19 protein-coding genes are annotated in these 21,134 nt (G+C 51.1%); 11 read left to right on the top strand and 8 right to left on the bottom strand.

The genetic code is table 11. From position 1 onward, the window contains the following. Positions 1-137 precede the first annotated feature (137 nt). The 4 genes from D1627_RS11895 to uvrA all read left to right on the top strand — a co-directional run bounded on the left by D1627_RS11895 (position 138) and on the right by uvrA (position 4,945). Complete coding sequence (locus D1627_RS11895) at positions 138-1,001, top strand: LOG family protein (protein ID WP_119432448.1); 864 nt, start codon at positions 138-140, stop codon at positions 999-1,001. Positions 1,002-1,289: 288 nt separating this feature from the next. Next, complete coding sequence (locus tag D1627_RS18360) at positions 1,290-1,430, top strand: hypothetical protein (protein WP_158607181.1); 141 nt, start codon at positions 1,290-1,292, stop codon at positions 1,428-1,430. A 91-nt stretch (positions 1,431-1,521) separates the two neighbouring features. Continuing rightward, positions 1,522-1,905, top strand: coding sequence for a YidH family protein (locus D1627_RS11890; RefSeq protein WP_119432447.1), 384 nt, complete (start codon positions 1,522-1,524; stop codon positions 1,903-1,905). Between the two features lie 121 nt (positions 1,906-2,026). Then, positions 2,027-4,945 carry an excinuclease ABC subunit UvrA gene (gene uvrA / locus D1627_RS11885; RefSeq protein ID WP_119432446.1) on the top strand — a complete coding sequence of 973 codons (2,919 nt, stop codon included), beginning with the start codon at positions 2,027-2,029 and terminating at the stop codon, positions 4,943-4,945. Positions 4,946-5,014: 69 nt separating this feature from the next. On the opposite strand, the gene D1627_RS11880 is transcribed toward uvrA, so the two are convergent. Together D1627_RS11880 and D1627_RS11875 are read right to left on the bottom strand one after the other, a co-directional pair. After that, positions 5,015-5,578, bottom strand: a complete 564-nt coding sequence (locus D1627_RS11880; protein ID WP_119432445.1) for a DUF4142 domain-containing protein — start codon at positions 5,576-5,578, stop codon at positions 5,015-5,017. 85 nt (positions 5,579-5,663) lie between these two features. Further along, positions 5,664-6,236: a DUF4142 domain-containing protein gene (locus D1627_RS11875; RefSeq protein WP_119432444.1), complete on the bottom strand. Its 573-nt coding sequence runs from the start codon at positions 6,234-6,236 to the stop codon at positions 5,664-5,666. 225 nt (positions 6,237-6,461) lie between these two features. Here D1627_RS11875 and D1627_RS11870 point away from each other — a divergent pair, with 225 nt between their 5' ends. Next, complete coding sequence (locus D1627_RS11870) at positions 6,462-7,160, top strand: ABC transporter ATP-binding protein (protein ID WP_119432443.1); 699 nt, start codon at positions 6,462-6,464, stop codon at positions 7,158-7,160. 90 nt (positions 7,161-7,250) lie between these two features. After that, on the top strand, positions 7,251-8,087 hold the full coding sequence (locus D1627_RS11865) for a hypothetical protein (protein WP_119432442.1): 837 nt from the start codon (positions 7,251-7,253) through the stop codon (positions 8,085-8,087). 83 nt (positions 8,088-8,170) lie between these two features. On the opposite strand, the gene D1627_RS11860 is transcribed toward D1627_RS11865, so the two are convergent. Both D1627_RS11860 and D1627_RS11855 read right to left on the bottom strand, forming a co-directional pair. After that, the gene (locus tag D1627_RS11860) at positions 8,171-8,893 is read right to left on the bottom strand and encodes a TapB family protein (RefSeq protein WP_119432441.1); all 723 of its coding nucleotides are present in this window, start codon (positions 8,891-8,893) and stop codon (positions 8,171-8,173) included. A gap of 184 nt (positions 8,894-9,077) precedes the next feature. After that, complete coding sequence (locus tag D1627_RS11855) at positions 9,078-9,860, bottom strand: enoyl-CoA hydratase-related protein (RefSeq protein WP_119432440.1); 783 nt, start codon at positions 9,858-9,860, stop codon at positions 9,078-9,080. 243 nt (positions 9,861-10,103) lie between these two features. Here D1627_RS11855 and D1627_RS11850 point away from each other — a divergent pair, with 243 nt between their 5' ends. Then, entirely contained in the window at positions 10,104-11,441 is a 1,338-nt protein-coding gene (locus tag D1627_RS11850; protein WP_119432439.1) for a T9SS type A sorting domain-containing protein, read from the top strand. 20 nt (positions 11,442-11,461) lie between these two features. Here D1627_RS11850 and D1627_RS11845 read toward each other — a convergent pair whose 3' ends face one another. The 3 genes from D1627_RS11845 to rpoN form a co-directional block, all read right to left on the bottom strand. Further along, positions 11,462-12,085: a hypothetical protein gene (locus D1627_RS11845; RefSeq protein ID WP_119432438.1), complete on the bottom strand. Its 624-nt coding sequence runs from the start codon at positions 12,083-12,085 to the stop codon at positions 11,462-11,464. 112 nt (positions 12,086-12,197) lie between these two features. Continuing rightward, a complete protein-coding gene (gene yiaK, locus D1627_RS11840) occupies positions 12,198-13,181 on the bottom strand; it encodes a 3-dehydro-L-gulonate 2-dehydrogenase (RefSeq protein ID WP_119432437.1) in 984 nt (327 codons plus the stop codon). Positions 13,182-13,278: 97 nt separating this feature from the next. Beyond that, positions 13,279-14,715, bottom strand: coding sequence for an RNA polymerase factor sigma-54 (gene rpoN, locus D1627_RS11835; RefSeq protein ID WP_119432436.1), 1,437 nt, complete (start codon positions 14,713-14,715; stop codon positions 13,279-13,281). Between the two features lie 322 nt (positions 14,716-15,037). Between rpoN and asnS the strand changes: the two genes are divergently transcribed. The 4 genes from asnS (at position 15,038) to D1627_RS11810 (ending at position 20,343) form a co-directional block, all read left to right on the top strand. Further along, positions 15,038-16,477: an asparagine--tRNA ligase gene (gene asnS, locus D1627_RS11825; RefSeq protein ID WP_119432434.1), complete on the top strand. Its 1,440-nt coding sequence runs from the start codon at positions 15,038-15,040 to the stop codon at positions 16,475-16,477. Between the two features lie 118 nt (positions 16,478-16,595). Then, complete coding sequence (locus D1627_RS11820; protein WP_119432433.1) at positions 16,596-17,165, top strand: porin family protein; 570 nt, start codon at positions 16,596-16,598, stop codon at positions 17,163-17,165. A gap of 14 nt (positions 17,166-17,179) precedes the next feature. Continuing rightward, complete coding sequence (locus D1627_RS11815; protein WP_119432432.1) at positions 17,180-18,643, top strand: hypothetical protein; 1,464 nt, start codon at positions 17,180-17,182, stop codon at positions 18,641-18,643. A 134-nt stretch (positions 18,644-18,777) separates the two neighbouring features. Beyond that, complete coding sequence (locus D1627_RS11810) at positions 18,778-20,343, top strand: hypothetical protein (protein WP_119432431.1); 1,566 nt, start codon at positions 18,778-18,780, stop codon at positions 20,341-20,343. A gap of 79 nt (positions 20,344-20,422) precedes the next feature. Here the strand turns inward: D1627_RS11810 and D1627_RS11805 are convergent, their stop codons facing one another. Further along, positions 20,423-20,986 (bottom strand): DUF4168 domain-containing protein, encoded by a 564-nt coding sequence (locus tag D1627_RS11805; protein WP_233555611.1) that lies wholly within the window; start codon positions 20,984-20,986, stop codon positions 20,423-20,425. Positions 20,987-21,134: the final 148 nt, after the last annotated feature.

Genomic DNA, 21,134 nt, shown 5'->3' with positions numbered 1-21,134 from the left:
TATATTTACACTTTTGGCATTGCAGCACACCTCACCGTGCCGCAAACCACCCTTTTATTTTAATATGTGACGACGCGCGCCTGGTAACCTATGGCGCAGGAGGCAGGTGCCTCCTCAGACGATGACGAGAAAAAATTATGACGAAGCTTAGAAAAACGAGCAAAACCAAGCTGCACGAGGACTCAGTTAACAGCGGCAGCGGGCAAACCATTCTTAAACCGGATGTAAACGATAACAAGGCCAGGTCGGTAACAGACTTGCGCGAGAGCGGCCAGTCTACGGCAGCGCCAGCCTCTGAAGAAGACAAGAAAATACGCCAGGCATTTGTAGACAAAGACTGGAACGAGATTAAGATTGCCGATTCCTGGCAGATTTTTAAGGTAATGGCTGAGTTTGTGGATGGCTTCGAGAAGCTGTCTAAAATTGGCCCATGCGTATCTGTGTTCGGCTCGGCACGCACCAAGTCGGATAACAAGTACTACATTATGGCCGAGGAGATTGCCGCTAAGCTGGTGCGCCACGGTTATGGTGTAATTACAGGCGGTGGCCCGGGCATTATGGAAGCCGGTAACAAAGGCGCGCACTCTGAGGGTGGCAAATCTGTAGGCCTTAACATCCAGCTGCCGTTTGAGCAGTTCAACAACATCTACATCGACTCCGACAAGCTCATTAACTTTGACTACTTCTTTGTGCGCAAAGTAATGTTTGTAAAGTATGCGCAGGGCTTTGTGGTAATGCCAGGCGGCTTCGGCACGCTAGATGAGCTTTTCGAGGCCATTACACTAATCCAGACCAAGAAGATCGGTGCATTCCCAATTGTGCTAGTAGGCCGTTCTTACTGGGAAGGCCTGTTTAAGTGGATCGAGGATGTGATGCTGAACATGGAGACTAACATCAGTGCAGAAGACTTGGACTTGGTACACATCGTGGACGATGCCAGCGAGGCCGTAAAAATCATCGACGATTTCTATAGCAAATACCTGCTGTCTCCAAACTTTTAAGTTTACACGTTACTGCAAGTATACTTTCAGAAGCAGGCTCTCCTTGGGAGGGCCTGCTTTTTTGTTTTGGGCTGCTTCGCCGCTTCCATTGCACACTTTAAGCACCTGACTCCGTATACTTGGGCATGGGAATCAGAGCGATGTTTAGCAGGCAGGCAGCCAAAACAAGCTATCTGCGAAGACCTGAAGGTACAATAAAAGTTGAATGGCCATGGCTTTAGAACTGGCCGGGCTTACATTTATTAAACTGTTTGAGGATATGCTTTACAAAAGTATAGTATAGGTGCGGTGTTTGTACCTGCCGGGCTAGCTATTGCAGTGTATGGCTACCGCAGGTTCTGCAAAAAGCAGGTATCCATGCCAACAAGCCCCGTGCACGCCGAGGTTACCGCACAGGAAAAAGAGAAAGCCAACTCAACAGCTGTATAAGGCAAGCCTATCCTGCACTGTTTAGAATGCGTTAGAGAGTATCTGCTTACTATATAATTTGCCCAGCGGGGCGGCACTTAGATACAAGGTTATGTCGGATGCCGAGAAACAAAAGATCAAGAAGCTGAAGAAAAAGCTTCGGTTACAGGAACAACAGAACAGGGAGATCCGTGACCAGATGGCCATGCAACGCACCACATTTGCAAATGAGCGCACGCTGATGGCCTACCTGCGCACAGCTATGGCCGTAGCAGCCGGTGGCTTCGCCGCCATTAAGTTCTCCAACGACTTTTACCTGAAAGGCATTGGCATTATACTGATTCTAGGAGGCATTGCGCTGACCGTTTACTCATTGACCCGATACCGCAGCAAACAGAAAGCCATTGAGGGGCACCACCAGCGCTACGCACCCACCAGCCATCACCACGCCACGCTGCACCGAAATAGGTATAACGACGCCGATCTAATGGATTAGCCTTTTAAAGCACAAGGCCCTAAACCTATTCTCGCTTATTTCTGTTAACAATGGTTGGGGTTTTGCAGCAGCAGAAACCTAAGATTATGTAACTTTGCTATTTAAGAACAACCCATTCCGAATGGCTTTAAACCAGGAGCAAGAAACTACGACTACCGGCACCGATACCGCCGCCATCATGCCAAGCCAAAACGGCGATGCGCAGCAGATAGAAGTATACGGTGCCCGCGAGCATAACCTCAAGAATATATCCATCAAGCTGCCACGCTACAAGCTGGTGGTGTTTACTGGCATTAGCGGCTCTGGCAAGTCCTCGCTGGCCTTCGACACGATATATGCCGAGGGACAGCGCCGCTACATGGAGACCTTCTCAGCCTACGCCCGCTCGTTTATGGGTGGCCTGGAGCGCCCCAATGTGGATAAGATTGAGGGGCTGTCGCCGGTAATCTCCATTGAGCAGAAAACCACTAGCCGCAACCCGCGCTCTACGGTGGGGACCATCACCGAGATCTACGACTTTATGCGTTTGCTTTGGGCCCGGACTGCCGAGGCCTTCAGCTATGTATCCGGTGATAAGATGGTGCGCCAGAGTGATGATCAGATTGTAAACCATATTCTCGAGAACTTCGATGGCAAGCGCATTGTAGTGCTTGCCCCAGTAGTTAAGGGCCGTAAAGGCCATTACCGCGAGCTTTTCCAGCAAATCCGTAAGATGGGCTTTATACGTGCCCGTGTAGATGGTGAGCTTGTTGAGATAGCTCCGAAAATGCAGGTAGACCGCTATAAGATTCACGACATCGAGATTGTGGTGGATAAGATTGTGGTGAAAGAGGAAGATCGTTTCCGATTGTCTGGCTCCATCCAAAACGCGCTGACGCATGGCAAAGGCACGGTACTTATACTTGACGTGGATGCCGACAAAACGCACTTCTTTTCGCGCCACCTCATGGACCCCGCCACCGGCATCGCCTACGACGACCCGGCCCCTAACTCTTTCTCGTTTAACTCACCATACGGTGCCTGCCCGGTATGTAATGGTTTAGGCGAGATACAAGAGATTACCGACGAAACCGTGATCCCGGATAAAAACCTGAGTATACGCCGCGGAGGCATTGCACCACTGGGCGAGTACCGCGATATCTGGATATTTAAGCAGATCGAGGCGCTTTTCAAGCATTTTAAGGCATCCGTTTCTACTCCAATCAAAGACCTGCCCGAGGACTTGCTGAAAGTGCTGCTTTATGGCCTGGAGGAAGACCTGGAGGTAAAAACCAAAAAGGGCAATTACATTGTGGAGTTTGAGGGCATCGTCAACTTCCTGAAAAACCAGATGGAGTCCGACTCGGACAATATCCGCTCCTGGATAGAGGACTTTACCCAAACCACCACTTGCCCGGAGTGCAACGGCTATCGCCTTAAAAAAGAATCGCTGCACTTTAAGATCGATAACAAGAACATCGGGGAGCTCTCAGTGCTGGATATTAACAAGCTAGCCAACTGGTTCGAGGGCCTGGAAGACCGCATGAGCGAGCGCCAGAACGTGATTGCCCGCGAGCTGCTGAAGGAGATCCGGAAACGCATCGGCTTTCTGCTGGATGTTGGCCTGGATTATCTGAGTTTGCACCGCCCTGTGCGTACGCTTTCCGGGGGCGAGAGCCAACGCATCCGCCTGGCCACGCAGATCGGTACGCAGTTGGTAGGCGTGCTATACATTATGGATGAGCCAAGTATAGGCCTGCACCAGCGCGATAACGAGCGCCTGATAAACGCCCTGAAAGACCTCCGCGACCTAGGCAACTCCATTATTGTGGTAGAGCATGACAAGGATATGATCCTGCACGCGGATTATGTAGTGGATATCGGCCCTGGCGCTGGCATACATGGTGGGCAAGTTGTAACAGCCGGCACGCCACAGGAAATGATGCAGGCTGGCACCACCACCGCCGACTTCCTGAGCAACCGCCGCGGCATTGCCGTACCCCGCGAGAAGCGCCCAGGCACCGGCCAGACATTAAAACTGATTGGCGCAACGGGCCATAACCTAAAAAACGTGACGTTGGAGTTGCCGCTCGGTAAAATGATCTGCGTAACCGGTGTGTCAGGCAGTGGCAAGTCGTCGTTGATACACGATACGCTGTACCCTATACTTAACACGCACTTTTTCCGGGCCAAGCGCGAGCCGCTTCCTTACAAAAGTATAGAAGGCCTGGATAAGATCGATAAAGTGATCGAGGTGGACCAATCACCGATTGGGCGCACGCCGCGCTCTAACCCTGCCACTTACACGGGCGTGTTTACCGATATCCGTAGTTTGTTTGCGCAGCTTCCCGAGGCAAAGATCAGAGGGTACTCGCCGGGCCGTTTCTCGTTTAACGTGAAAGGCGGCCGTTGCGAAGCCTGTGAGGGCGCGGGCATGCGCACCATTGAGATGAACTTTCTGCCGGACGTGTATGTGCCATGCGAGGTATGCAAAGGCAAGCGCTACAACCGCGAAACCCTGGAAGTACGCTTCAAGGGCAAAAGTATAACCGATGTGCTGGAGATGACCGTGGAGCAGGCCGTGGAGTTCTTTGAGAGCCAGCCACGTATCCTGCGCAAAATCCAGACCCTGAACGAGGTTGGCTTGGGCTACATTACGCTGGGGCAGCAGGCAACCACGCTTTCCGGCGGCGAGGCGCAGCGCGTAAAGCTAGCCACAGAGCTTTCTAAAAAGGATACGGGCCAAACCCTGTACATTTTGGATGAGCCAACCACTGGCCTGCACTTTCAGGATATTGAGCATCTATCAGAGGTGCTCCACAAACTAACCGATAAGGGAAATACCGTGCTTCTGATCGAGCACAACCTGGACCTGATCAAAATTGCTGACTGGCTTATAGATATTGGCCCGGAAGGTGGTGAAGGCGGTGGCACCATTGTGGCAGCAGGCACGCCTGAGGAAGTAGCCGAAAGCGGAAAAGGGTATACTTCTCGCTTCCTGAAGGAAGAGCTAAGCACCAGCCACTACCTGGAACCGGCTACGCCAGAACCAGAGGGCTAACATAACTCGGTATCATCATAAAGTATAAAACAAAGAGCGCCGCTGCTTATGCAACGGCGCTCTTTGTTTTTAAAGGTCATCAATCGAGTCTTCTAGCTCCTCCAAAATCTCCTGGTGCTGCCTTAGCAAGGGCAGTTGCTTGCTGGCATACTGCTTCAGTTCCATAATTTGCGCATACTCTGCTATGTCGTCATAGCGTTTTACCAGCTTTTCGTTTTGCTCCACGATATTCTTCAGATAGGTCAGGTCGAAAGATATTCCGGACTTGCTTGTTACCTCTTCGTACACCTCGTGGTGAGACTTGCCAAGTGTGGTTGGCAGCACAAAACCACTCTGAGTGGCCATCTGCCTTAAATCGTTCAGCATACTTTGGTGTGCACGAATCATTTCCTGGGCCAACCCTTTTACCTCCGGGCTCACAGCCATCCCTTCGGCAGCCTCGCCTAGTTGCACCTGCAGCATGCTGGCGCTGGCAGCTTCGGCGGCAAACAAAGCATCATTCTTTAAATCGCCTTGCACACCAGCAGCCTTAAGCTGCTCCAAGCTTTGTTCAGTGGCTTGTTCAATACTATCGTCGGGGCCGCAGCCAGTCATAAAAATGAGGGCCAACACGGCAAGTATAGTTCTTTTCATAAACGGATTTTGTTTAAAGTATAAAGCATCTGCAAGATAAGACTTACAGATGCTTTATTAAAACTGGGTGAACAGCCTATTACCACTATTTCAGTCCCTCATGGATTTGCTTGGCACGGTCTAAGTGCTGCTGCAATACGGTAACTGTGCTAGAGGCAAAGCTCTTCACATCTGCGTCCTGCATATTATCTGCTGCTTTTTGAAACAGATCTACATCCTCCTGGTGGTCGTTTACCATCAACTCCATATAGGCTTTGTCAAACTCAGCGCCGGATTTCTCGCGCAGCTCATTTACGTGTTCCATGTGCTTCTCGCCCATACTGTCTGGCAATACAATGTTTTTCTGCATTGCTAGCTGCTTTAGTTTATCGTTGGCGCTTGTATGGTCAGTTACCATCATCTGGCCAAAGTTTTTCACGTCCTGGCTAGCACCTTTCTCTTGGGCCAGCTTACCTAGCTCAACTTCCATCATACCACCACTGGCAGCTTTAGTCATAAACTCCGACATATCCTCCATTTCATCTTCCATGGCGGTGTCATCAGCCATCATTTCGTTGGTTTCCTGCGCTTCTTCTACGGCACCATTCTCTTGGTTACAAGAGGCCATGCCGACTAAAAAGGCACTAAGGATTAGTCCTGTTGATGCAATTTTTTTCATAGCTTTATTGTCGTTTAGTTATCATGTGCTTACTAACAAAATTGATTATACGCCTTTAGTTACATGGAGTTATCAGAAGACCATCATACTATAAGGCTAGGCATTTTTTAGCATAATAAGCTGCAAAGTGCAACTCATACTTTTGCTTAACTTTGCAAGAATCTTCGGAACTATGACACACTTAGCTGCCTTGTACTTTGGCTTACCCCACTTCAAAATCTATATATGAGAGATAGTAACCGCTTGGCCTGCCTGTTATTGGCCTTGCTCCTACTGCCGCTTGGGGCGGCAATGGCACAACATATTAGTGCACCCCACCAGGAAGAAGAGCTTCAGGTCAATCCAGATCACGACAGAATCATAAAGCTACATCCTTTGCAACTCGGTGAAGTATACCTGTCTTATGAAAAGATGCGTGCTGACCGTGTGTCCAATGAGTTTGGTCTCAGCTATATTTACAAAGCATACTTGGATGGCAGCTCTTTTTTTGTGGAGAACGACAAGGCTGTGAACGGCATAGCTATCCGGATGAGCCAGCGGCATTATACTTCCAAGAAGCGCAGGGGCACGCCGTTCGGGTTTTTCCATGGGCCTATGTTCGGGTACCGCTTTATGGCTTTCGAGGATAATGCACTGGAGGTGGAGCAGGACCCCAGCAGCCCGGACTACCGCTACGTTGGCCGCCTGTATCAAAACTCGCTGGAGCTAAATTACCAGTTAGGCTGGCAGTTTAAACTGGGACAGCAATTTACCGGAGAAGTTTCCGGTGCGCTAGGTGGCCGTGTAAAGTATGCGCTTGCCAAAGGTGCCGGCGATCTGTTGGCCGACTATATCATAGGGCATGAACTCGTAACCGAAGAAAATTCTGCTATTTTTGTGGTGCCCTCCCCTCAACTTAACATTTCGGTGGGCTACTCTTTCTAGGCTTTAAAGCAAATTAGCTATATATAGCATTAAACCTTTATGTTGCAATTTGCTCCAAAGAGCATAACCAACCCTAAAAACCCTTAGCATATGAAGAAGCATTTTTTTACCCTAATGCCGAAAGCTTTGTTGCTTTGCGCACTGTTTGCAGCCACCAGTTGCCAGGAAGACGAAGAAACCAGTGTCTCTAACGAAGAAGTTGAATCTGCAGAGGTGAATGCCTTAATGGAAGAAGAGTACTCTTCAGTGAGTGCCTTTGTAGAGGATGCTACCCAAGCAGAGCCCGTGCAGGGAGGCCGCGTAGCCACTACCGCCGAAAGCCTGCCCAGCTGCGCCACCATCAGCTATGTTGGCCAGACTAAAACCTTAACCATAGACTTTGGCACTACTAATTGCACGTGCCGCGATGGCTTGGAGCGTCGCGGTAAAATTATTGCCGTGTTCAGTGGCACACGAGGCGAGGTTGGCTCAAAGAGCACAATCACTCTCGAGAATTACTTTGTAAACAACGTGCAGTTTACAGGCTCCATGGTACGCACCTATCAGGGTAACCATACTGTATCGGTAGCGGTGCGCAATGCTAGCATGATCACGGATGAAGGCACAGCCACTTGGAGCTCAGACCGAACGGTACAGCAGATTGCAGGCATGGATACGCGCACTATCTTTGATGATGTATGGACCGTATCCGGCAATTACACTGGGGTAAACAGACGCGGTGTGGCCTATACTACTGTTATTGAGCAGCCGCTTAAAAAGGTATTGGCTATTGGCTGCGCGCGTAATTTTGTTTCGGGTGTGATTAGCATTACAAATGAAAATGGCGGCAACCTAAAGCTAAACTATGACCCAACAGGTAAAGAGCCTTGCGACAATATTGCTGAGATTACTATAAACGGCCGCAGCAAACTTATCTCGCTGCGCTAGCCGCAAGATTATACTTTGATAAAAAGCGCCAGCCATATTTCAGGGCTGGCGCTTTTTGCTTTGGACGATGAACTTCTGCTACGTTAATTTATCTTACTGAGCACGGTATAAGACTGCAACTTACCATTGCGGTAAGTTTCGGAGCGCACCACGCCTACCTTTGGCACATAATACTCTACGGTTTCCATGCGCATGCCGGGCATCTTTATACCCATAGCCTGGTTCTGCATCTCGGTCTGCTGCCGGATTTTGTAGCTGCTATAGTTGCCGGCTGGCACCTGCACGTTTTCTTTGGCTTCTACGGTACGGTTGCTGATGTTCATTACCATCGTCATGGCGTTTTGCATGCTGCCTTTATCAGTCATCTTCAAGGTCATGGTGCCGTCAGCGAGCTTCTGCCCCACTTTCAAATTGTTTGGGTAAACCATGCGGTCGCCTTCCATGGTCATTTCCATGCTATTAAAGCCCTCCATGCTTTGCTGGTTCATCATAGAGCGCATATCCATCCAGATGGTGCCATCATCGCAGCCAATGGCAAAGTCGCCTTCGGTTACCATCTTACCTTTTTCATCGAAAACCTGCGTATGGATTTTTGCCTCCACTTTGCCACCACTTCGGCTCAAGTCGTCTAACTTATAGACCACGCTACCGGTTTGCCGGTCCTTCCGGTCGAAGCTTGTCATCTCGTAGCTTGCATTTTCGCGCAGCAGCTCGTAATCGGCACAGTGGGCTTGGGCTAGGGAGCTAACACAGGCTGCCACCATAAGCAGGCAACCCAGCATCAGGGATATAAAAATTTGGCGCATAATCAGTTAGGTTAGATCAAACGAAGCATGAGTGATATATTTATACTTTGTTTGATGGTACCGCGCCAAGCTTCTGCCTCGTTTTAAAGTATAAGCAGCTGATTGCTAAGTATAAACCGCAGTTTTTAAAGTAAAAAAGCCAGGCTCCTGGCCTGACTTTTCAGATTTATACGGATGCTATACTTTAAGCGCCCTTAAACTGCGGCTTGCGTTTTTCATTGAAGGCCGTTACCCCTTCTTTATAGTCTTCGGAGTTGCCGGCTATTTTCTGGCAGTGCGCTTCATAATCCAGCATCTCATCCAGGGTGGAGCTAAAGGATTTGTTCAGCATTTTTTTCATGAGGCCGATGGCTTTAGTAGGGCCGCCAGCAAAGCGCAGTGTCAGCTCAGCCACGGCAGCATCCAACTCCTCCGGCTCAACCACTTTGTTTACCATGCCTAGCTGCAAGGCTTCCTCAGCTGATACCTTGGAGCCCAGTGTGCTCAGTTCAAACGCCTTTAAAGAACCTACGGCGCGCGGCAGAAAGAAGGAAGAGCCTGAGTCGAGCACCAGGCCTACGTTTACAAATACCTCAATCATACTTGCTTTCGAGGAGGCCACCACCATGTCGCAGGCCAAGGCAAGCGAGCAGCCCGCACCGGCCGCCACGCCGTTAAGCTTGCAGATGATTGGCTTTGGCAGGTTGCGCATGGCCCGGATAATAGGGTTGTAGCGCTTCTCCAGCGATTCCGACAAATCCCTTTTGCTGGCGCTGGCAATCGCTTTCAGGTCCTGGCCGGAGCAGAAGGCCTTACCCGCGCCGGTTAAAATCACTACACGTACATTGCTATCGCGGCTTACCTGTTTCAGGGCATCCTGCAGGTCGTAGCTTTGCTGGTCGTTAAACGCATTAAACACATCCGGGCGATTCAGGGTAATGGTGGCCACACCATCCTGCACTTCATATAACAAGCACTCGTAAGTCATCGGTTTTGGGTTTAGGTTATACTATCAAAGTTAAGAAATACCGCTTTATCCGCAAGCCAAAGCATTTTACCTCCTGATATATAAAGTCTGCCAACCAGGAGCGCTGGTTTACGGTATTTATAACTGATCCTGTGCAACTTACACGGCATCCCTTTTATTTTGCAGTGTTAGTTTGCCACTATCCCCATCACGCGGCTTCACAGCCAGCATCACCCTTAAGTAAATTTAAAGCTATGATAATCTATGAAAAAACATTTTACGCTCCTGTTTTTCGGCCTGATTTTGCTTGGGCTTACCAGCGCCGCTTCGGCACAAAATAACTCCCAATCGGCCACAGGCCTGTTTCATAAAACCCGGCTGCAACAGCTCGAGACCACGCTGCGCGTGCCGCAGCAGGTTGTGCAGGCATCCTTTAGTGCAAACCAATGGCAGGACGAGCTGCGGACTACTTATACTTACAATAACCGGGGCTTGGTAGAGGGCCAGCTACAACAGGAGATTGGCGGCCAGCAAAGCCAGACACGCTTTAACTACACCTACGATGCCCAAGATAACCCAACAGAAGTGGTGGTGCAGGGCTTACAGGGCCAGAACTGGGTAAACCTGGGCAAAACCACGTTTACTTATGAGGGGGAAAATCTTAAGAGCCTTGAAATCTATATATGGACCGGCAGTTGGGTGTTGCTGCAGGGCATGCGGTACACGTATACCTTTGACGCCGGGCGTATCACAGAAATGGTGCGTGAGGTTTTCGATGGCACTGCCTGGGGCAACAGCGAAAGAGAAACTTATACCTACACCGGTACCGACACGCGCCCTTCCGGCACCATAACCTATGCCTGGAGCAGTAATGCCTGGCAGAAAACCGCAGAAGAAACGCAGATAACCTACGTTGGAGGGACAGATGAGCGAAGCAGCTACTTTATTCAGGTTTATGATTTGCTTACCGGCATCACCGCTAAGTATAAGCATGAGTTGCAATACACGCAGCACAGCAGCGATACCCGCACCACTACCGACAATGTGTTTCATGTAGACCTGACTAATGGTAATACCTCCCCTTACCAGCGCATCACCGAAACTATACTTACCACCAACGAGACTTTTGTGGAAGACCCTACCACGCGCTATCTCTTAGAAACCTATAACAGCAGCAACCAGCAGTGGCAGCGCACCGAGGAAGAACAAGCCATTATTACACGCGAAACAAACGGCGATATTGCCCAGATTGTGTACCAGGAGTATGATGCTTCCGCAGGTGCAATGGTCAACACCCTTCGCCTAACTTACTCCGACTATGTAAACATTACTGTGAGCAGTGTGGAGGATGACGCACTGGCAGCAGCCATGCTGGTTTACCCTAATCCGGTACAGGGCGAGCTTCGCATTCAGTTAGATGGCACTAAGGTGCAGCGTGCCTCGCTAAAAGTATACAGCATAACCGGGCAACAAGTATACCAGCAGCAGGATGTTAGAAACGGCAACACCGTAAACATGAGCCACCTGCCCAGCGGGGTTTACTTGCTGCAGCTTTCCAGTGATAAAGATGCGGTTACCACCCGCAAAATTGTAAAGCGTTAGCGAGAAGTATAAATCAGGGGTTAATAAAGCGCCACCGTAGCTGCTGTTATAGCCAGTAGCAAGCCGCTGCCAAAACCGGCGTATACTTGGGCAGGTGTGTGCGCATGCAGCGCCAGCCTGGCCGAAAGAACGGCACCCGTCAGGAAAATGGCAATAGCTATAGGAAGGATAAGCATGGCATCTGGGGCCATACTGTTGAGCACCAGCAGCAGCCCCAGGCAGCCACCCATGCCTATGCTGTGCGCGCTTATCTTCCAGAACTGCGACACAGCGAAGGTGAGGAACACAGAGGCAGCGATAATCCCCATCACGAAGTAGAAAATGGCATCGTAGGCAGACTCGCGGTAGAGAAGGTAGGTAGTGGTGGCGTAGCAAATGCCCGTGAACAAGAGCGGCAGTCCGCGTTGGGAGCGCTTGTGCATCTCTACGGAATCGAGGTGGCCGAAGCGCACCATGGCCGCCGCTGCCGCGCCAGGAATGATAAACGTGGTAAAAAAGATCATGGCCAGCACCACCCAGCGCACCCGGAGGGGCAGCGTAAGCAACGAGGCAGGCATGTAGTAAAGTATAACTGCAAAGAGGTACGTGGGCAGCAACAGCGGGTGAAAAACCACTGAGAGCACCTGCGCAAGCGAACGATTCACGCGAAAGACTTATTAATTAGAAACCAAGATTAAGTAATGCTGAACCAGCAAAGGTATACATTCACAAGAAGCTATACTTGATAACAGCGCTTTGGGTTAAATGCCGCCGATGTTACAGCGCCTGCACCTGCGCCCAGATCTCAGGATTAACCGGTATGCCCTCTTTTATATTTTTCTGCCGAGTGGCCAATGTGCCCTCGCCGGGGTAGCGCGCCTCTCCGGCATCATCACTGGCCGGGCTGCTTTTTGTGTAGCTGATGATCTGCTCAAGTATCTGCTCGTTCAGGTTCTCAGCGTTGATGCACAGGAAAAACTGTGAAACACCAGCTTCCTTCCCGTCTGCGGTTATCTGGCCCACAGTGCGGCCGCCACTCAGAGAGGCCACCAACACATCTAGCATCAGGGCCAGGCCCGAGCCTTTCCAGAACCCGATGGGCAAGGCTTTGGTTGATGCCCTGATTGCGGCCGGATTGGTACTTAAGTTGCCTTCTACATCGTAGCCTCCATAAACTGGCAACTCCTCGCCCTTCAGCTCATACTCCTGCATCTTGCCATAAGAGAACTGCGACATGGCCATATCCAGCACCATGTGCCCCTGCTTGCGCGGCACTGCAATTACCAGCGGGTTGTTGCCCAGTCTGGGTTCTGTACCTCCGTAAGGCGGCATGTTGGCAATAGCATTGGTGGCGCAAATGCCAATGCAGCCGGCATCTGCGGCTTGCCAGCCATAGGTACCGCCGCGCATCCAGTGGTTGGTGTTGCGCACGGCCACGCAGCCCATGCCGTTTTGCTTTGCCAACTCTATGGCGCGCTCCATGGCTTTGGATGCCGTGTACATGCCGGGCGCCAAGTTTCCGTCCCACTGCTCTACCACGCCGTTGCTACCTATCTTTTCTGGTTCTGCATCAGCCTTTATCAACCCTTCCTTCACCAGTTTTACAAAAACCGGGAAACGGTTAAGCCCATGCGAGTAAACGCCATCGCGGCTGTTCTCTGCAAAAATGCGGGCGCATAGCGCTGCCTTCTCTTCGCTAAAGCCATACTTCAGCAACACGCTTGTAAACTGAGCCTCTAGCTCCTCAAAGGATACTTTCATTTACTGTGGTTATATTCTTGGGAGGTTTAACGGGAGTGCAAGTATAAAGTATGAGTCAGATCGAGCCATACTTTATACTTGGCAAGGGCCATACGTATTATAGCTCTTTGCGCAGGCGGGCAACCGGTATGTTTAGCTGCTCCCTGTACTTGGCCACGGTGCGGCGGGCAATGTTATAGCCTTTGTCGTTCAGGAGCTTTTCAATCTTCTCGTCGGAGAGCGGCTTGCGCTTGTTCTCTCCATCAATAATTTCTTTCAGGATGTGCTTTACCTCGCGGCTACTCGCGTCTTCGCCCGAGTCGGTGGCGATACCTTCCGAGAAGAAATACTTGAGTGGGTAAATGCCGAACTCCGTTTGCACGGCCTTGCTGTTAGCCACGCGGCTCACTGTGGAGATATCCATCCCGATCTCCTCAGCAATATCTTTCAGAATCATCGGGCGCAGCTCGCTTTCATCACCTTCCAGAAAGAAATCGTGCTGGTACTTAATAATGGCCTCCATGGTGCGCAGCAGCGTGTTCTGGCGCTGGCGTATGGCATCAATAAACCATTTAGCCGCATCCAGTTTCTGCTTCACAAAAGTTACCGTCTCCTTCAGCTTCTTGTCCTTCTTGTCCGATTTGTCATAGGCATCGAACATATCAGAGTATGAGCGGCTGATGCGCAGGTCGGGGGCGTTGCGCGAGTTAAGCGAAAGCTCGAGCTGGCCGTTGTTGTTGGCAAGTATAAAATCCGGGATGATGTACTGCACCCGCGTCATGCTGGCGCCGGCGCCGCCCGGTTTCGGGTTCAGGCGCACAATCAGGTCGATGGCCTTTTTCAGCTCCTCTTCCGATACGTTAAACTTACTCTGGATCTTAGAGTAGTGCTTTTTCGAGAACTCATCGAATGTATCCTGCAGGATGCGCTCGGCAAGCCTGGTGGTCTCGTCCTGCTCGCGGCGCTCCAACTGCAGCAAAAGGCACTCGGGCAGGTCGCGGGCGGCAATGCCGGCCGGGTCAAAGGTCTGGATCAGGTGCAGCACCTGCTCTATCTCCTCCTCGGTAGTTTCTATGTTCTGCGAGAAAGCCAAGTCATTGGCAATGGAGCGCAGGTCGCGGCGGATGTAGCCGTCATGGTCTATACTTCCAATCAGCTGCATGCCGATGTTGTACTGCTTATCGTCCAGATCTAGGAAGCCGAGCTGGTCCATCAGCGAGTCGGTCAGCGTGGATGTCATGGCGATAGGCGTTTCCTTGTCCTCGTCATCACCGCCACGGTCGCCCTGCATTTTATAGCCGCTGATCTCGTCATCGTTCAGGTACTCGTTCAGGTCGATGTCATCGTCCTTGCTGTAGTCTTCCTCATACTCATCAGACTCGCTATACTCCTCTGTGGGTTCCTCGCGGCCTTCCTCCAGAGCAGGATTCACTTCCATCTCTTCTTTAATGCGCATTTCCAACTCGGCAGTAGGTATCTGCAGCAGCTTGATAAATTGTATCTGCTGCGGCGATAGCTTCTGGGATAAAAGTTGTCTTAAATCGAGTCGCTGCATAGTTTTTAAAGAAAATTCCGCGCCCTTGTGCGCACATCCAAATTTAGGATAATTTTACTCGCATTTACAAAAAAGGTTAAAATATCGTTACTTTGAGGGATTTTTGAAAAGACGCAAGTATAAGGGCATCAGGCACAGAACTTCTGAGATAAACTTTCACCGGTTTGGCGCAGAACTGCGGCAGCCATTGCGGCTCCAGCGAACCCAAAGCGCCTGCCAGCGCAACGGTAAGTTTTACAATGCCAGCGATAAAGTGAGGAGAAATTAAATTTAGTCTTGTATCTTGATACCTGCGTCTTGATACGCCATAAAAACCATACACATGCAACGCACAAAAGTTAAAGATCTGCTACAGGGTGCCGAGGTAGGCCAACAAGTCCTGCTGAAAGGCTGGGTGCGCACAAAGCGCGGAAACAAGTATGTGAACTTTATTGCCGTGAACGACGGCTCCACAATAAATAATTTACAGGTAGTTGCCGAGGCTGAGAAGTTTAGCGAGGAGGCACTGAAGGACGTTACCACGGGCGCTGCCGTAGCTGTTACCGGCGAGTTGGTTGCCTCGCAGGGTAAGGGCCAGGCTTTCGAGATACAGGCTACAAGTATAGAGGTGCTTGGCAAAGCTGATCCGGAAGCCTACCCATTGCAGAAGAAAGCGCACTCGCTAGAGTTCCTGCGTGAGATCGCGCACCTGCGCTTCCGCACCAACACCTTCGGCGCTGTATTCAGGGTACGCAACGCACTGGCTTTCGCCGTGCATAAGTTCTTCAACGAGAAAGGCTTTGTATACATGCACACGCCTATCATCACGGCTTCTGATGCCGAGGGCGCCGGTGAGATGTTCCGTGTAACGACCCTGGACCCGGTTAACCCGCCACGCACAGAGAGCGGCGAGGTAAACTACGAGGAGGACTTCTTCGGGAGAGCCACCAACCTTACCGTTTCCGGGCAGTTGGAGGGCGAGCTGGCAGCCATGGCGTTCAGCGATATTTATACTTTCGGGCCAACCTTCCGCGCCGAGAACTCCAACACCACGCGCCACCTGGCCGAGTTCTGGATGATCGAGCCGGAGATGGCTTTCCACGACCTGAAAATGAACGCCGACCTGGCCGAGGAGTTCATAAAATACATCATCCGCCACGCTCTGGAGAACAACCGCGAGGACATTGAGTTCCTGGCGCAGCGCCAGGCCGAGGAGGACAAGACCAAGCCACAGAACGAGCGCCAGGAAATGACCCTGCTGGAGAAACTGGAGTTTGTGGTGAACAACGATTTTGAGCGCGTTACCTACACCGAGGCGATTGACATCCTGCTGAACTCGAACCACTACAAAAAGAAGAAATTCCAGTACGAGGTGAGCTGGGGCATTGACCTGCAGAGCGAGCACGAGCGCTACCTGGTGGAGAAGCACTTCAAGAAGCCGGTGATCGTAACAGATTATCCGAAGGATATCAAGGCGTTTTACATGCGCCTGAACGACGACGGCAAAACCGTGGCCGCCATGGACATACTTGCGCCGGGCATCGGTGAGATTGTGGGTGGCTCGCAGCGCGAGGAGCGCATCGATATACTTGTTGAGCGCATGAAAGGCGTTGGTATTGAGGAAGAGGCCCTTTGGTGGTACCTGGATACACGCCGCTTCGGTGGCTGCCCGCATGCAGGTTTCGGACTAGGCTTCGAACGTATGGTACAGTTTGTAACCGGCATGGGTAACATTAGAGACGTGATTCCTTTCCCGAGAACGCCGCAAAACGCAGAATTTTAAGCGTATTTATACTTGCAGGAGAGCCCGGCTATACTTTGGCCGGGCTTTTTTATTGCACTGCTACGCCAAAAACAGATTTTTCATATATTTACCTTTCAAACCTGATCCTTAGCGTGCTATGAACAAACTTTACCAGCTTTTAGCTGCCTGTGCCCTGCTCTTTTCTTTTACCGCCTCCGCGCAAACCACTTCTCCGCAACAGGCCAAGCAGAAATACACCAGCATTAAAATCGGGCCCAGCCTTACTACGCTCGCCATTAAAGGTGCCTCCTGGCAGGACATGCAGCCCGGAGCGCACGTAGGCTTATACTTTCTATTCATGGAGAACGACAAGTTTGGCATCCAAACGGAGGTGCAGTACTCTTTACAGGGCGCTGGTGTGGAGCAAGGCCATTTAACCCTGCACTACATTAACGTTCCGGTGCTTGCCAAATACTTTATAGAGCCTAAGGTGAGCTTACAGGGCGGTGCCTATGCCGGCCTCTTGCTTTCGCAGCGCTTCGCCCGCGAGTCGAGGAGCGCTGCCACTAACCTGGATTCCAAAGATTATGGGCTTGCCTATGGTATATCGTTCGGTAACGAGAGCAAGGCCACCGTTAGCCTCCGCCACCAGGTAGGGTTGGCCAACATCAACGATGCCAAGAACCAGGTTTTTCAGCTTTCCGTGTCATACTGTCTTAACAAGTAACACCTTCTCCCCACATGAAAAAATCATTTACCCTAACCCTGCTGCTTGTGCTGCTGGCCCAACTCACCTTTGCACAGCGCCCCTTTGCAGAGCTGCCCATAGACGCCCAAAACATTAGCCGCATGCTGGCTGCCACCAACAGTACCGGCGATGTGTGCATGCTGACCTTCGGCACCATCAACACTGATTTTGTGGTGATAGACGGCAAAGGCCAGGCTGTAGCTAGCGGCGCTTACCCCTTTAACTTCAGCAGCGGCAGCACCGTGCTTGGCACCCTGGGCTTACCGGGCAGCTTCCTGTTCTTTGATAAGGCGCAGCAGGAGGAAACTAAGATACAGCCATACCGCATAGACCGCAACACAGGCGCATTTACGGCTCTTGCCTCCCTGCAAGCCGTTCCAGACCCTAAAAGCAAGCTGGTCAGGGCTTTTAACGCCGATGGCAAACTGTACATGCTTTTCATCAACAAAAAAACGAATACGCTGTACCTGAGCATTTTTAAGGATGAACAGGCCCCGGAGGTGCGCACCTATGCTTTAGAGGATAAGCACATGTATGACCGCCTGTTCAAAAATGGGGAAATACAGGTGATGGAGCCCGGCATGGACCAGAGCATGTACTCAACCTACTACATCAACAAGGTTTATACTTACCCTGACAGCCTGGTGCTCACTTTCGACCTTTTTGAGAACCCGGATGCCCCGAACCGCGGCGCCCTAACCACCGAGCTGCTGACCCTGGACCTGCACCAGGACAAGTCCTCTTTCAGAAAACTGCCTTACCTGCTCACCATGAAGGGCCTGACCTTTAACTCATACTTGCACCAGGGCAACGTTTACCGCTTCATCATCACGAAACAATCGTTGCAACTGCAGGTGCACAACCTGGCCACCGATAAAACCCAGAAGCACTATTACTACACCCAAGAAGACGCCATCGGCATTATGACGGCGGGCGTCTTCCGTGCGGGCACGGCCAACTCGTGGTCGCCGCACCCCGACACGCTGCAGAATACGGCCAAGGTGTTACGCAAAATGGGAAACGGCTACCCTGCCACAGTTGTGCAGCACCTGGAGGCCGGCAAGGTACAGTTGCTGGTGGGCACCTACGAGGTGCAGCAAAGTAAGAACAGCACCGTAGCCAGCAGCGTTGGCCGGGGCATAGCCAGTGCCGCGGGGCCGGCAGCCATACCTTTAATGATGGCCGGCCTTGCCATGCAGGTAACGAGCTACACACTGGCCGATGGGGCTGGCGTAAGCACCTACTTCCAAAGTATACTCACCAGCGATACCAAAGAACCGGCCCAGGCTAGCCCGCGCGGCTCCTTGCAGGATGAGGTAAGGGACTTTGAGAACTCGCTTGAGGTGCAAAAAACGAAAATGGGCGGGGCCATACTTTACAGCTATCAGGGCCAGGCGCACTATGCCTACCTCGACAAGAAGCTGAAGAAGCTAGTGATTACATCCTTTCCAAAATAACAGAAAAACGGTATATTTAGCCTGGCAGGCAAGGCAGCAGGAGAGCTTATATTTCTGGTGCTTTGCCTGCTTTATTTTATACTTTGGCTAAATATTTGCACGTTGTAAAACTGTAAATTCCAATCTTTTATACTATGCGTAAACTATTCTTCAGCCTGCTCTTTGTGGGGGCCTTTGCTACGGCAGCCAGCGCCCAGAAGGAGTTTGCCAATATAGAACTGCCCATGAACCGTGCCGAGGACCTTGTTTCGGTGGCAGATAAAAACGGAAATGTTTGTATTTACTTTTACCAGGGCGGCGACCTGAACTTTGCACTGCTCTCGCCGAGTGGCCAAAAACTGGCGCAGCACGAAATTCCGTATCGTTTTTCTAAAGACCCGCAGGTGCTTGGCACACGCGTAACCGATGAGGAGTTTATCTTCTATAGCCGTTACACCAACGGCCGCCGCGAGTATGTGCGGCCTTTTGCCATTAACCGTAGAACGGGCGCGTTCCGTAGCTTGCAAGATGTGCAGCTGCAGCTAGAGCGTAACGTAGACTTTATCGGTGGATTCGGGGATGACCAGCATTTTTATATGCTCTACACTGATAAGGATGAAAACCTGCACCTCTACCGCGATTCTGACCAAAACGTGGCTACCATGGAGTATAAGGTTTTTAAAACAGACCAGATGCCCCGCACCCGCGACCGCTATGCCCGCGAGTCGGGGATGATTTACGTGCACCCTGATTTGGAGCGAAACGTGTTTACCGGCCATCACCGCAGCAAGATCTACTCGCGCGGTGACAAGCTGTACATGATCTTCGATGGCTACTTCCTGCGCGGCAAAGGCTCCGACGACACAACCACCGAAATCCTGACCTTGGACTGGAACTCCGGGCAAACGCAGTACCGCACCCTGCCTGCCATAGCGCAGCGTAACTCCCCAACCTTTAACTCCTTTTTGTATCAAGATAAAATTTTTCGGGTAAACCTGGAGAAGGATAAGTTTAAGCTCACGGCTTATGACTTTAATAGCCTGCAGCCGCTAAAAGAGTATAGCTATGCCGAGAACGAGGAAATCGCGATTAAGTCTACGCCGGTGCATCAGCGTGGCGCAGGTGGCCTGTTCTCTTCCGGCGATGATATTATCGAAAAGCAGGATAAGGTGATGAAGAACCTGGCGGGCGGCATACCTGCCATCACCGTGGATACGTACAGCGACAGCACCCTGCAGCTTACCATTGGCTCATACAAGGCTCCGCGCGAGCGCAGCAACAGCCAGGACCGCAGCCGCATGGTGCGCACCCCAGATCGCTATGTGCGCACCTCGCGTGGCCTGGCCCTGATCCCGGGCCGCTGGACGCCGGCTTACAATATCCCGAGCTATTACCTGAATTCGCCATACTATAGCCGTTATTTCTATGACCCGTACGGGCAAAGCGACGGCCTGCCATCTGGCCCGGGTATTAGCACATACTTCCATAGTGTACTGGATGCCAAAAGCCTGGCTAAGGTAGAACAGGAAGGTGAGGTAGATGTGCTGCAGGAGCGCGTGGAGCGGTATGAGCGCGAATTAAAGCCTGAACCTGAGTTCCAGACGGTGTACCGCTACGGCGACAAGCTGCACTATGGCTATTACGACCGCAAGGCCCGCACTTTTCGGATTGTAGAGTTTGCACACGGCCAGGCGCCAACGCCCTCTGATAACCAGCAATAAGTATAAACACGAATCATCAAGTATAAAAAATCCCCGCCGGTTATGCCAGCGGGGATTTTTTATGGATAAACTTATTGGTTTAGTTTTGCTGCATGAGCGCATTCACGCGTTGTTGCAGGGCTTCGTCTTGGCGGTAGGCAATCATGATCTGCTCATACTTCTCCAGTGTCATACCCTCTTTTTGTATGGCCGCTTCCACGTCTTTCTCCAGGGTTGGTTGCAGTTCCATCATGCGCTGGGCAGCCTTGTTAAAAGCGGCTTTTTCTTCGGCAGAGGCCTCAACTTCGTCCAGCTTTTGCTGCTGGTGCGCCTGGGCCATTTCGTTAAACTTATCGATGCTCAGTTTCTCTTCCTCCAGAATGCTCATCATGGCTTTCTCTCCTTTTTGCTGCACCGCCACCAACCGTGAGCTGGCACTGGCAAACTGTTTCAGGTCGGTATCGGAAAAGCTCTGCTGTTGCTGCTGCGATTGCGGCGTGGTTTGCTGAGCTGAGGCTTCGGGGGCGGCCATACTTGCGGCCACAAACAGCGCGGCCAAGGCTGCGCCTTTCAGTTTATACTTAAGGTTCATAATTTCCGGATTTTGATTTAGTAGTGAGAAATTGATTTTGAGGCGGGTACTTGTGTGATTTCCTCTTTCCATATACCTATTGTATAAAGAAATTGTTCTACAGCCTTATTACAAGCATACTCCGCTTCATACCTCCCCCACTTTATTTGCCCGGATAGAATGGTGATATTATTTAACAGAAAGGTTTATTTGGTCATGTTTATAAGATGTTTCTGCGCGC

The organism is Pontibacter oryzae, assembly GCF_003576375.1.
Lineage (GTDB): Bacteria > Bacteroidota > Bacteroidia > Cytophagales > Hymenobacteraceae > Pontibacter > Pontibacter oryzae.
The sequence above is the reverse complement of the archived record's forward strand: the minus strand, read 5'-3'. Positions and strand labels throughout refer to the sequence as shown.

Excerpts from the sequence above, each read along its gene's own strand:
- D1627_RS11820 (WP_119432433.1), top strand. The coding sequence starts at position 16,596 with ATGAACAAACTTTACCAGCTTTTAGCTGCCTGTGCCCTGCTCTTTTCT.
- D1627_RS11870 (WP_119432443.1), top strand. The coding sequence starts at position 6,462 with ATGAGAGATAGTAACCGCTTGGCCTGCCTGTTATTGGCCTTGCTCCTA.
- D1627_RS11865 (WP_119432442.1), top strand. The coding sequence starts at position 7,251 with ATGAAGAAGCATTTTTTTACCCTAATGCCGAAAGCTTTGTTGCTTTGC.
- uvrA (WP_119432446.1), top strand. The coding sequence starts at position 2,027 with ATGGCTTTAAACCAGGAGCAAGAAACTACGACTACCGGCACCGATACC.
- yiaK (WP_119432437.1), bottom strand. The coding sequence starts at position 13,181 with ATGAAAGTATCCTTTGAGGAGCTAGAGGCTCAGTTTACAAGCGTGTTG.
- D1627_RS11805 (WP_233555611.1), bottom strand. The coding sequence starts at position 20,986 with ATGGAAAGAGGAAATCACACAAGTACCCGCCTCAAAATCAATTTCTCA.
- D1627_RS11875 (WP_119432444.1), bottom strand. The coding sequence starts at position 6,236 with ATGAAAAAAATTGCATCAACAGGACTAATCCTTAGTGCCTTTTTAGTC.
- D1627_RS11850 (WP_119432439.1), top strand. The coding sequence starts at position 10,104 with ATGAAAAAACATTTTACGCTCCTGTTTTTCGGCCTGATTTTGCTTGGG.
- D1627_RS11860 (WP_119432441.1), bottom strand. The coding sequence starts at position 8,893 with ATGCGCCAAATTTTTATATCCCTGATGCTGGGTTGCCTGCTTATGGTG.
- asnS (WP_119432434.1), top strand. The coding sequence starts at position 15,038 with ATGCAACGCACAAAAGTTAAAGATCTGCTACAGGGTGCCGAGGTAGGC.
- D1627_RS11855 (WP_119432440.1), bottom strand. The coding sequence starts at position 9,860 with ATGACTTACGAGTGCTTGTTATATGAAGTGCAGGATGGTGTGGCCACC.
- rpoN (WP_119432436.1), bottom strand. The coding sequence starts at position 14,715 with ATGCAGCGACTCGATTTAAGACAACTTTTATCCCAGAAGCTATCGCCG.
- D1627_RS11880 (WP_119432445.1), bottom strand. The coding sequence starts at position 5,578 with ATGAAAAGAACTATACTTGCCGTGTTGGCCCTCATTTTTATGACTGGC.
- D1627_RS11890 (WP_119432447.1), top strand. The coding sequence starts at position 1,522 with ATGTCGGATGCCGAGAAACAAAAGATCAAGAAGCTGAAGAAAAAGCTT.
- D1627_RS11815 (WP_119432432.1), top strand. The coding sequence starts at position 17,180 with ATGAAAAAATCATTTACCCTAACCCTGCTGCTTGTGCTGCTGGCCCAA.
- D1627_RS11810 (WP_119432431.1), top strand. The coding sequence starts at position 18,778 with ATGCGTAAACTATTCTTCAGCCTGCTCTTTGTGGGGGCCTTTGCTACG.
- D1627_RS11895 (WP_119432448.1), top strand. The coding sequence starts at position 138 with ATGACGAAGCTTAGAAAAACGAGCAAAACCAAGCTGCACGAGGACTCA.